Annotated in this window: 9 protein-coding genes; all 9 read right to left on the bottom strand. The window is 57.7% G+C overall.

The features are described 5' to 3' along the window. Positions 1-31 precede the first annotated feature (31 nt). The 9 genes from GFH31_RS08475 to murD all read right to left on the bottom strand — a co-directional run bounded on the left by GFH31_RS08475 (position 32) and on the right by murD (position 11790). Positions 32-1333: an alpha-L-fucosidase gene (locus GFH31_RS08475; RefSeq protein ID WP_118655474.1), complete on the bottom strand. Its 1302-nt coding sequence runs from the start codon at positions 1331-1333 to the stop codon at positions 32-34. 80 nt (positions 1334-1413) lie between these two features. Beyond that, positions 1414-2730, bottom strand: coding sequence for a gliding motility-associated protein GldE (gene gldE / locus GFH31_RS08470; RefSeq protein WP_101571817.1), 1317 nt, complete (start codon positions 2728-2730; stop codon positions 1414-1416). A 42-nt stretch (positions 2731-2772) separates the two neighbouring features. Further along, positions 2773-4227, bottom strand: coding sequence for a cell division protein FtsZ (gene ftsZ, locus GFH31_RS08465; RefSeq protein ID WP_101571819.1), 1455 nt, complete (start codon positions 4225-4227; stop codon positions 2773-2775). An 80-nt stretch (positions 4228-4307) separates the two neighbouring features. Continuing rightward, entirely contained in the window at positions 4308-5735 is a 1428-nt protein-coding gene (gene ftsA / locus GFH31_RS08460; RefSeq protein ID WP_153497775.1) for a cell division protein FtsA, read from the bottom strand. A gap of 6 nt (positions 5736-5741) precedes the next feature. Continuing rightward, entirely contained in the window at positions 5742-6575 is an 834-nt protein-coding gene (locus GFH31_RS08455) for a cell division protein FtsQ/DivIB (protein ID WP_055202627.1), read from the bottom strand. Between the two features lie 22 nt (positions 6576-6597). Beyond that, a complete protein-coding gene (gene murC / locus GFH31_RS08450) occupies positions 6598-7959 on the bottom strand; it encodes a UDP-N-acetylmuramate--L-alanine ligase (protein ID WP_055202629.1) in 1362 nt (453 codons plus the stop codon). After that, entirely contained in the window at positions 7959-9074 is a 1116-nt protein-coding gene (murG, locus tag GFH31_RS08445) for an undecaprenyldiphospho-muramoylpentapeptide beta-N-acetylglucosaminyltransferase (protein WP_118655481.1), read from the bottom strand. The genes murC and murG overlap by 1 nt, the downstream gene beginning before the upstream one ends. 58 nt (positions 9075-9132) lie before the next feature. Beyond that, a complete protein-coding gene (locus tag GFH31_RS08440) occupies positions 9133-10419 on the bottom strand; it encodes an FtsW/RodA/SpoVE family cell cycle protein (RefSeq protein ID WP_081032493.1) in 1287 nt (428 codons plus the stop codon). A gap of 30 nt (positions 10420-10449) precedes the next feature. Beyond that, positions 10450-11790, bottom strand: coding sequence for a UDP-N-acetylmuramoyl-L-alanine--D-glutamate ligase (murD, locus tag GFH31_RS08435; RefSeq protein WP_153497774.1), 1341 nt, complete (start codon positions 11788-11790; stop codon positions 10450-10452).

Below are 11790 nucleotides of genomic sequence, written 5' to 3'. Positions count from 1 at the left end.
TATCGTCTCGCCTCGAGCGGAACTTTTTCATTCACCGCCGTACGGATAACTCGATCACGCTGTCGATTTCGTCGGCCGGTATCCCGGACAAATCCAGCGACACGGAGTCTGTGGCCACCGAAAAAGGCACTTCCGCCCGATCCGCAAAACGAACGGCCGAACGGACGACACCGCCGGTCAGCGGCAGGGAAAGCGTATCGCCGTCGCGTCGGAGAACATGCACGAAGAGCCGGTCGCCTTTGCGGGTGGAAACGCCCCACGCACCGGGAGCGATCTCTCCGGCCCGGGTTCCGTAGACGGTCTCCCCGTAAGTTTTCATCCACCGGCCGACTTCCCGGAGCCTTTCGAGGGAAGCCTGCGGTATCTCGCCGTCCGGCTGCGGGCCGACGTTCAGCAACAGATTAGCGTTACGTCCGGCGGCATTGACCAGCAGATGGATCAACGCAGCGACTGACTTATAGTTCCGGTCGGTAATGCTGTAACCCCATGTCCCGTTCATCGTCGCGCAGGTTTCCAGCGGCAAGGCGCTGATCGTCTGCCCAGCCGAGTGCCCGGCGGTATTCTGTCCCGGAAGATCCTGCTCGAACGCTTGAAAATCCTCTCCGGGGAACGGTTCGCGATGGTGATTGTTCCCGACCAAACAGCCGGGTTGCAACCGGTGGATCGTCGCGTAAATTTTATCCAGTTGCCAGTCGGCGTCCGCCTTGTCCCACCAACCGTCGAACCAAACGGCTCCGACCGGCCCGTACCCGGTCAGCAGTTCGGTCAGTTGGTTATTCATGAAACCGAGGTAATCGTTCCAATCCCCGTGAGCCGTACGCCCGGTACCCTGCCCCGTAGTGCCCAACGGATAGTAATCTTCGCGCGTCCAGTCGAGCAATGAATAATAGAAATGCAGCCGGATCCCCTGTTTGCGGCACTCTTTCGCCAGTTCCCTGACAACGTCCCGTCCGTAAGGGGTGGCTTCGACGATGTTGTAATCCGAATACCGGGTGCCGAACATCGAGAAACCGTCGTGATGGCGCGAGGTAATGCAGATGTATTTCATGCCGGCATCTTTAGCTGCCTGCACCCACGCCTTCGCATCGAATTTCGACGGGTAAAATCCTCCCGCCAGTTTCGCATACTCGCGGCAATCGATGTTTTTGTTCGTCATCGCCCATTCGCCGTCGCCAAGCATACTGTAAATGCCCCAATGGATAAACATCCCGAAACGGCTATCCTGAAACGCTTCCCGGCTGCGGAGATTCTCCGGCGCGGGCTGGTAACCGGACTGCGCGGCCAACCGGCCGGCCCCCAGCCATAAAACGACAAACAAGCAAACGTATTTCATGGGCGTATTCCTTAGTTTTATAAAAAACAATAACAAATATTAATGAAGTATAAATTTTAATATACAGAAATACACCCCCCTTACAGATTACCTGTTCCGGAAGAAACCACCGTAACCTTAATCTTATCGATCCGTCTGCCGTCCATCTCTTCGACTTGCAGAACCAGATCGCGGCAGGTCAGCGTTTCGCCCCGGTGCAGAAAATCCTTCCGGATCTCCAGCATCAGCCCGGCGATCGTCTCCGCACCGCCTTTCATGGCGTCGAGATAATCGTCGTCCAATTCCAACACTTCGAGGAAATCATTGATATGGGTTTTACCGTCGAACAGGTACGTATTCGGAGAGAGCTTCGTATAAAAAGCCTGATCGCGGTCGGATTCGTCCGAAATTTCGCCGACGATCTCCTCCAGGATATCTTCCAACGACAGCAACCCCATCGTGGAACCGTACTCGTCGACCACGATCGCCATGTGGATCTTACTGTCCCGGAACTCCTCGAGCAATTCGTTGATTTTCTTGTGCTCCGGCACGAAATAAGGCTTGCGGATCAGATTCTGCCACTCGAAATCCCGCTCGTGCGAGACATACGACAGCATATCTTTTACATATAGCACCCCTTTGATATGATCGATACTCTCTTCGTAGACGGGAATCCGCGAGAAACCGGACGAAACGATCGTCTCGCGCACCCGATCGAAATCGGCCTCGATGTCGAGCGAAACGATGTCCAGACGGGGTTTCATGATCTCCACCACTTCGGTATGAACGAAATCCACGATCTCGGACAGCATCCGCTTCTCCTCGGCGCTCTGTCCGGAGGTCATCTCGATCGCATTCGACAGTTCGTCGATCGAAATGTTCTCCCGCTTCCGCGTCACGCTCCGGTTGATATAACCGCCCGAACGAATCAGCAGGAACGAAACCGGCCTGAACAGCGCCTTGAGCAACAGCAACGGTACGGCCATCATCCGCGCGATACGCACCGGATGGTACGATGCGAGGATTTTCGGCATGATCTCTCCGAACAGCAGCAACAGGAACGTAACGATCACCATCTTCACGACGAACTCCAGCCCCGCGGCGCCGGCGAACCCGACCAGCGAGTCGATCAGTCCGTTGGACAGGATCACGATGCAGATATTGACCAGGTTATTGACGACCAGAATCGTCGCCAACAGATACTCGTCCGCCGACAGCAACCGCAGGATCGCATTGCTCCTACGATCCGGGCTGTTCTTCAGCCGGATGACATCCCGCGGCGAAAGGGAGAAAAAAGCGGTTTCAGAAGCCGAAACCGACGCCGAAACGCCCAGCAACAGAATTACGATCAGCAGGATCACGGAATCCTGCAGCGTAAACGGGTTGAACGTCACGGCCTGGATAAAACACGCTGTCAAAATTACAGATATTTAGCCGGCCCGATCCATAACCGGAACGGCTTAGTCAAACAACGAACTGCTCTGCCCCTTGTCGCTCTGCTGTGCGGAATCGTCTTTCAACACGACCCTCGCACTGCGGTTACCTTCCGCCGAAGTGTCTTTGACGAACTTGATATTCCGACGAACGAAGGCGGGACGGTTCTCCAGTTCTTCGATATCGATATCGGAACCTTCGTCCTTCTTGGATTCGATGGCAGGTTGCGAAACCGGCGCGCTGAACGGTTTGGGCTGCGGTCTCGGCGGAACCGGGACGGGACGGTTCGGCACGATCCGGCGGGCGGCATCGGGCTGCCCCCCCGGCGCGGCGGACACCGGACGCACGGACGGCTCATGCGGCACGAACGCCGGTTTTTCGGCCGGTTCGGGCGACTCGACAACCGGTTCGCCGGCAACCGCATCGTTCTCCGACTCGCCGCGAACGTTCGCCTTGCGAAGCGAATCCTTGTAATCCTGCAGAGGCGAATAGCTGACCATGTTCATCTGCGCATAATCGAATCCGGTCGCGATGATCGTCACCTCGATATCCTGTCCGAGAGCGTCGTCCTTACCGGCTCCCCAAATAATATCGGCGTTGTTCCCGGCGCGTTCCTGAATGTACTCGGTAATCATATAGGTCTCCTCGAGCGTGATCTCTTCGTCGCCCGAGGTGATGTTGATCAAGATATTTTTCGCCCCGGCGATGTCGTTGTGGTTCAGCAACGGGGACTCCAGCGCCATGTTGGCCACCTTCATCGCCCGGTCTTCGCCGGAAGCGCGGCCCGAACCCATCAACGCTACGCCGCTGTCGCTCATCACGGTCTGCACATCGGCGAAATCGACGTTCACCGTATTTTCGCGCGTAATCACCTCGGCGATCCCGCGGGCTGCGGTAGCCAAAATATCATCGGCCTTGCCGAACGCCTCGGTCAGCGTCAGCTTGCCGAAGATCTCCTGAATGTTCTCGTTGTTGATCAGCAGCAGCGAATCGACGCAGCCGCGCAGCTCCTCGATCCCCTGCTGGGCCTGCCGCATCCGTTTCGGACCCTCGGTCTTGAACGGAAGAGTCACGATGGCCACCGTCAGGATACCCAGCTCCTTGGCTGCCCGGGCGATCACCGGCGCCGCGCCGGTTCCGGTTCCACCGCCCATACCGGCCGTAATGAAGACCATCTTGGTGCCTTCGCGCTTGTAAATCTCGATGATCTCGTCGAGGCTCTCCAAAGCCGCCTGTCGTCCTTTTTCCGGATTGTTGCCGGCGCCCAGGCCGTTCTGTCCGAGACGCACCTTTACCGGGACGGGACTGTTGCGCAGCGCCTGCGGATCGGTATTGCACACCATGAACGAAACGTCGGCGATCTCCAGCTCGAACATGTGGTTGACGGCATTGCTACCGCCGCCGCCGACACCCGTAACCATGATGATCGAAGGCGACAGCTTCGGAATTTCAAAATCGATTATATCTTTTACGTCAGACATATACTAAATCTTTTACGCTTTTCACACTCGTTCCACTACGACCGACGCGGGCCGAAACCGATCCGCCCGCGCCGATAAACCTAAATCTCGTTATCTTCAATCTCCTCGTCAAACATGTTGATCACTTTCTCCCTGAGCTTCGAGAACAATCCCGGCTTGCGCTTGGGTTTGTATTCCGGTTCGTAAGCGTCGTCCTGCAACCCGGCGCCTTCCTCTTCGTGCGGCCGGCTCCCGCTCCGGTAAAAATCGTTCAACTTCCGCTTGACCGGCGAAGCGGGCTCGGTAACCGGCTTTTCCTCCTTTGCCGGACGAACGACCTGCTGTTTCGACCGGGAAGTCTTGTTCTGGGCCCGTTCGTCGAATGCCCGCGCCAGGATGCCGACGGCAGTCGCCATGGCCGGCTGTCCGGCCGTTTCGAGACTCTCCCCGTCGAGCGTGCTCTCCGCCCCCGCTACGCGGGCATCCATCCCGGTGTAACTTTTAAACAAGGTTTCGACATGCTTCAACTGCGCGCCTCCTCCGGTCAGCACCACCCCGGCGGCAAGCCGATCCTGAAACCCGGATTTTTTCAGTTCCTCGACCACGAAGTCGATGATGTCGAGCATCCTCGCCTCGATGATCGCCGCCAGATTCTGAGACGAAATCTCTTTCGACGCCTTCGCGCTCAGGCCCGGCGTGGTAATGTATTTGTCGGGCTGCGCCGCATCGCGCATGGCTTCCCCGTAACGGGTCTTCAGGTTCTCGACATGCTTTTCGAGAATCCCGTACGAGCGGATATCCTTGTTGATCACGTTGCCGCCCATCGGGATGATCCCTACGTGACGGATGATATTTTTCTGATAAACGACCACGTCCGTCGTCCCCGCTCCGATATCCACCACGGCGACTCCTTCCTCCTTTTCGTCGGGCGTCAGCACGGCCTCGGCCGAAGCGATCGCATTCAGGAAAAGCCCGAGCGGAACGATATCCACCCGTTTGAGGGCCATCTCCAACCGGTTGATCGCGACCGAATCGCCCAATATGATGTTGAACGTCGACGCCAGTTTGTTGCCGAACGTCCCGACCGGATTGGCCGTCTCCTCCTCGTCGTCGACAATGTAGTTCTGCGGAATGATCTGCAAGATTTTCTCCCCTTCGGGAGCCGGAACGTTGCGCATACTGTCGTGCAACTGGCGGACGTCCTCCTGGCGGATCTCCCCGCCGCGGCTGGCAAATACGTAATAGGGCTGCTTTACGCTGCGGATGTGCTGTCCCGATATACCGGCATAGGCTTCGGTGATCCGGATTCCCTGGCGCTCTCCGATCGCATCGACGGCCTCCTTGATGCTTCTGGAAACCAGGTCGATATTTTTGATTTCGCCGCGGATCATCCCCGCCCCCTGCACGGCGGAAACTTCCCGGTCGATAACCCGAATCCGGCCGTCCTCGCCTTTCGTGCCGATCATCGCGACCACGGTATTCGTCCCTAAATCGATTGCAACAATATAATCCCCGTTTTCCACTTTCATTCCTGTTTATTCGATGCAGACAATCTGATCTTTATATTTCAAATTTATGTAGCTACAACAATTCCACCCCTCGTAGGCGACGGCATGCCGGTAAAAACTCAATAACTTTGCCAGTTTCTGTTCGTAACCGTCGACGCTGCCGAGCATGATCACCTGGTCGCCCGCCCTGGGCACGATCTCGATATCAGGATCGTACCCGTCCCCGGCCTGCGAGCCGACGACATGAATCTGAACGATAAACGCTTTCCAGAAGTCGTCACTATCCACGAATTTCACAAAATTAATCAGTTTCACCAAAAACGAGTAATTTTTCTGCACTTTTTTTTCGGGATTTCCGGCGAACCGGTCGAGCGGGCCGACATAGTCCGGTTTGAACGGGAACGGCACATAACCGGTAACCACCGGAACATAGACCACGAAATAGCGCTGCTGCGGCAGGACATAGCCGTCGTCGGTCACGTAGAAATTGTACCCGTTTTGCGTATTGAACCGCACCACCGGACGCCGTTGCGTCAATTCCACGTTCAGCCGCCCATCCATCGAAGTGTAGACGCGGGCCGTGCGGACGAACCCGCGCCGCCGGACGAAACGCTCCAGTTCGAGGGTATTGATCGACGACAGTTCGGTTCCGACCAACTTCATCTTTTCGGCTGCGAACCACGCCCTGACCATCGCCGGCGTAATGAAATTCCGCTCGGCGCTGTCCAGCACCGTCACCCGTACCTCCCGGCACAACTGTTCCTTTTTCCGCTGCGACGTATATCGCAACGAAAACGACAGGTAGACCGCAAGCAGCGTCCACGTCAGCAGATTCAGGGTGATAACCAGCGACCGTTTCACGATTCTCCGTTTTATCGGGTTCTTATTTTTCTGCGAATAAACCGGCGATCTGCGTGCAGAAGCGGTCGATATCGCCCGCCCCGAACGTCACCAGCAATTCCGGGTTCTTCGATTTCAGCACGTCCGTCAGATCCTTCTTGCGGACGACCCGTGCCGGACAACCGATCAGCGGCAGCAGCATTTCGGAAGCCACCCCTTCGATCGGCTCCTCGCGCGCCGGATAGATCGGCAGCAGCAACACCTCGTCGCACAAAGACAACGCCTCGGCGAACTCCCGGTAAAAATCGCGCGTCCGGGTGTACAGGTGCGGCTGGAACACCACCGTCAGCTTCCGCGCCGGGAACATCTCCCTGACCGACGTGATCGCGGCCCGCAGTTCGTTCGGATGGTGCGCGTAATCGTCCATATAAATATGCTTCGGCGTATTGACGTAAAAATCAAACCGGCGCTTCACGCCGCTGAACGACGCGATCGCGGCCCGCAGCTTCGCTTCGTCGAACCCGGCCACCCACAGCATCGCCGCCGCCGCCACGCAATTTTCGACATTCACCCATCCCGGAACGCCCGGCGTGCAATCCCGGATCACGCGGTCGGGACAAACAAGGTCGAACGTGTGCCGCCCGTCCGGCTCAAGCCGGATGCGGTCGGCGTAAAAGTCGCAGGGCGTATCGTATGCATACCGGTAAACCCGGATTCGGTCGTTACGGATATCCAGTTCGACCCCCTGTTTGAGAATCAGCGCGCCGCCCGGTCTGATCTGCCCGACAAACTCCGAAAAAGCCTCTTTGACCGCTTCGTGCGTCCCGTAAATGTCGAGATGGTCGGCATCGACCGCCGTCACGACCGCGACGTCCGGATAGAGCTGCAGAAACGACCGATCGAACTCGTCGGCCTCGACGACCAACCGTTCCCCCGGGCCGAGCACCAGGTTACTACCGAAATTCTTGGAAATCCCGCCGAGAAAAGCGCTGCCGCCGCCCCCGGCCTCGCGATCGAACCACGCGGCCATCGTACTGGTCGTCGTCTTGCCGTGCGTTCCGGCGACGGCCATCAGGTATTTCCCCTCGGCCATCACGCCGAGCATCCGCGAACGCTTGACGATCTCGAATCCTCCATCCCGGAAAAATCCGAACTGCAAACTATCGGACGGGATCGCCGGCGTATAAACCACCAGCGTATCGGCCTTGTCCCGAAACGGCTCCGGAATCGTATCCGCCTCGTCCTCATAAGTAACGGTCGCTCCTTCGCACTCCAATGCCCGGGTCAGTTCCGACGCGGTGCGGTCGTATCCGGCCACCTGTTTCCCCTCGTGCAGGAAATAACGTGCCAGGGCGCTCATCCCGATCCCTCCGATTCCTAAAAAATATACTTTACTAAAGTTCATTATTTCCCGTTTACAACATCCATAACTTCATTCACAACCCGATCTGCGGAATCGCCGATCCCTAAAGTCAATATATTACGCTCCATTTCAGCGAGTTGCTTCGGATCGGCCAACAATTCCTCCACGACCGGAAAAACTCCGTTCACCGCATCTCGGTCGGGAATCATCCGGGCGGCCTGCTTCCCGACGAGAGCCATCGCATTTTTGGTCTGGTGATCCTCGGCCACATTCGGCGACGGCACGAAGATCGTCGGCCGGCCGATCAGGCACAGTTCCGAAACGGTACAGGCTCCGGCCCGCGCCACGACGATGTCGGCCGCAGCATAGGCCAGATCCATCCGGTCGATAAAAGCTCCGCGCCAGATACCCCGGTCGGAGCGCCCCTGCATAAACTCCGTCATCTCCCGTTCGTAATATTTACCGGTCTGCCAAATCACCTGTATCTTCCCTTCGGCAACGATCCGATCCACGTTGGCTTTCATCATTTCGTTCAGCGTCCGGGTACCGAGGCTGCCGCCGACGACCAGCGTCACCGGCTTGCCCTCTTCCAAACCGAAATGCCGAAGCGCCTCCGCGCGCAGATCCGGATTGCGCCAAAAACGCCCCCGGAGCGGATTGCCCGTCAGGACGATCTTCTCTTTCGGGAAAAAGCGTTCCATCCCTTCGTAAGCCACGCAGATACGCCTGACGCGCGAGGACAGCATCTTATTGGTCATGCCCGCATAGGAGTTCTGCTCCTGAATCAGCGTCGGAATTCCCATCCGCTGCGCGGACCACAGCACCGGCGCGCTGGCATACCCGCCGAAGCCGACCGCTACGTCGGCCCCGAATTTTTTGACGATTCGCCGGGCGCGCAGCACCGACCGCACGACCTTGAACGGAACGGCCAGGTTTTTCGGCGTCAGCCGCCGCTGCAATCCCGCGACGGGCAGCCCCTCGATCCGGTAGCCCAGCTCCGGGATTTTCTCCATTTCCATCTTCCCTTCGGCGCCGACAAAAAGGATTTCGACGCCGTCGCCGAGCCGCCGCTTCAGCGCTTCGGCCACCGCAACCGCCGGATAGATATGCCCTCCGGTACCTCCTCCGCTCAGTATGACTTTTAATTTCCGATCCATATTTTCAAACACAACATCAATGATCCGATATTCGCCGCAAAAACGGCCGCCCGTTCCGCTACTCCAGTAACGACTCTTTTCTCGGCCGATCCAGCGACTCTTCCTTCACCTGTCGGCTGATCCCGAGAATCAGGCCGAGCGCCAGGCAGGTAAACACGATCGACGAACCGCCCAGGCTGACCAGCGGCAGCGTCTGTCCGGTCACCGGGAACAGGCACACCGAAACCAGCATGTTACAGATTGCCTGGAACGTAATCATCAGGCAAAGCCCCAGCACCAGCAATCCCGGAAACGCCGTCCCGCAACGCCGGAACGTAACGATCCCACGGAAGAAAATACACAGGTACAGGAAAAGCATCAGCGACGCTCCGATCAGCCCGTACTCTTCGACGATAAAGGCATACGCGAAATCCGAATAGGAGTGCGGCAGGTTCGACCGCTGCGTACTGTTTCCGGGCCCTTTGCCCATCAATCCGCCCGAAGCGATCGCGATCCGGGCCTGCTCCTGCTGCAAATCGTCGTCTTCGCCCTGCGCTTTGACCTGCTCGGTCTTACTCATCATATCCCCGATCCCAAGCCGGTTGACCCACGTATGCGACCGCCCGATATTGAAGGCGTACATCACCGACACGGCGCAAACCATCGTCACGAACACCAGCGCGACCAGCCGCCACAACTCCCGCACGCGGACACGCCCGACATAGAGCATGATCAGACAGGTGCAGAACGTGATCGCCGCCGTCGAAAAATTGGAAATAAAAATCGCGGCGCAGGCGATCACGATCGGCCCCAGAACGGGGATCGTGATATTGGTCAGTATATTGAAATTCTTGTCCGGATTTTTACGCCACCCGCGCAGCGTCAGCGCAGGCAGCAGCGGCATACGGTGAATGTTTGTTTGCCGCTTGGCCAACTGCCGCGCCAGGATCGCGATCAGCGCGATCCGCAGGAAATCCGAAGGCTGGAACGTCACGCCGATCAGCGGGATGCGGATCCACCGCGAAGCGCTATTCAGGTTGACTCCAACGAAGAAGGTCAACAGCATGAACAGCAGCGCCGTAACGAAAACGAACGACAGAAAGCGCGGACGCGCGTAACGCTGGTAATCGATCCGGTGCACGGCGATCATCGCGGCGAACCCCAGCACGATGAACTTCAACTGCTGCAGGAAATAGTGCGCCGTATCCCCGCCGGCCTTACGGTAAGCCATCGACGCGGTCGACGAATAGATCACCAGCAGCGACGCGATCGACAGGATCGCAATGATCACCCACAGTACGCGGTCGCCGCTGAAAAAGCGGTCGAAAAAGCCCTGCTGTTCGTTGTGCGGTTCGTCCGGTTGCATGATCGTCGTTTTTTCGGTTTTATCGATACGTTATCGTTGCGCGGCGGCGACCCACTCTTTGAACTGCCGTCCGCGGTCTTCGTAATTTTTAAACAGGTCGAAACTGGCGCAGGCCGGCGACAGCAGTACCACATCGCCCGTTCCGGCGTTCCGGCGGGCGGCCGCCATCGCCTCGTCCAGCGAATGGGTATCGACAATCTTCCCGATCCGACCATCGAAAGCCTTCAGCAACTTACCGTTATCGACGCCCATGCAGACCAGCGTCTTGACTTTCGCCTCCGCCAACTCGTAAAGCCGCGCATAGTCGTTCCCTTTATCGGTTCCGCCGGCGATCCACACCACCGGACGGGTCATGCTCTCCAGCGCGTACCACACCGAATCGACGTTGGTCGCTTTCGAATCGTTGACGTAGGTCACGCCGTCGATCTCCCCGCACTTTTCGAGGCGGTGCTCGACCCCTTCGAACGCCCTGAGCGTCCGGCATATCGCATCCGGCCCGACCCCGGCCGACAAGGCCGCCAGCGAAGCGGCCATCGCATTATAAGTATTATGCGTTCCCTTAATTTTCAATTCCGCAACCGGAATCTCCACCCGTTTCCCGGCAACTTCCGCACGGATCACGCCATCGGTCAGCATCGCCGCGCATCCGTCGCAGGTTTTCACGCTGAACGGCAGGGTTTGCATCCCGAGCGGATGCTTCGGCAGGTTTCCGAGCGTCAGCGGATCGTCGGCGCAATAAATAAAACGGTCTTCCGGTCGCTGATTCCGCAGGATACGGAACTTGCTGTCCACGTAATTTTGCAACTCGTAATCGTACCGGTCGAGGTGATCGGGCGTAATATTCATCAGCACGCCGATATCGGCCCGGAAATCGTAACAGCCGTCCAACTGGAAACTGCTCAGTTCGATCACGTACCAATCGTAATTGCCGGTGGCCACCGCCAGCGCGAAACTTTCGCCGATATTTCCGGCCAGGCCGACGTTCACGCCGGCCTGCCGCAAAATCTCGTAGGTCAGCGTCGTCGTCGTCGTCTTGCCGTTGCTGCCGGTGATGCAGATCGTTCGCGCAGAGGTATAAGCCCCCGCAAACTCGATTTCAGAAATAACCGGGATTCCCCGCTCCCGGACGGCCTTCACCATCAGAGCCTTGTCCGGAATCCCCGGGCTTTTCACGACTTTGTCGGCCGACAGGATTTTACCGGCCGTATGCCGTCCCTCCTCATAAGGAATATCCCATTTCTCCAGCAGTTCCCTGTACTTCGGAGCGATACTCCCCCTATCCGACAGAAACACGTCGAATCCTTTTACGCGCGCCAGCACCGCCGACCCGCAACCGCTCTCGCCTCCTCCCAATACCACGATCCTCTGCAT

The organism is Alistipes sp. dk3624 (genome assembly GCF_009557455.1).
GTDB lineage: Bacteria > Bacteroidota > Bacteroidia > Bacteroidales > Rikenellaceae > Alistipes_A > Alistipes_A hominis.
The sequence above is the reverse complement of the archived record's forward strand: the minus strand, read 5'-3'. Positions and strand labels throughout refer to the sequence as shown.

Coding starts and splice junctions, on each gene's coding strand:
- murD (WP_153497774.1), bottom strand. CDS start 11,790: ATGCAGAGGATCGTGGTATTGGGAGGAGGCGAGAGCGGTTGCGGGTCG.
- ftsA (WP_153497775.1), bottom strand. CDS start 5,735: ATGAAAGTGGAAAACGGGGATTATATTGTTGCAATCGATTTAGGGACG.
- ftsZ (WP_101571819.1), bottom strand. CDS start 4,227: ATGTCTGACGTAAAAGATATAATCGATTTTGAAATTCCGAAGCTGTCG.
- murC (WP_055202629.1), bottom strand. CDS start 7,959: ATGAACTTTAGTAAAGTATATTTTTTAGGAATCGGAGGGATCGGGATG.
- GFH31_RS08475 (WP_118655474.1), bottom strand. CDS start 1,333: ATGAAATACGTTTGCTTGTTTGTCGTTTTATGGCTGGGGGCCGGCCGG.
- murG (WP_118655481.1), bottom strand. CDS start 9,074: ATGGATCGGAAATTAAAAGTCATACTGAGCGGAGGAGGTACCGGAGGG.
- GFH31_RS08440 (WP_081032493.1), bottom strand. CDS start 10,419: ATGCAACCGGACGAACCGCACAACGAACAGCAGGGCTTTTTCGACCGC.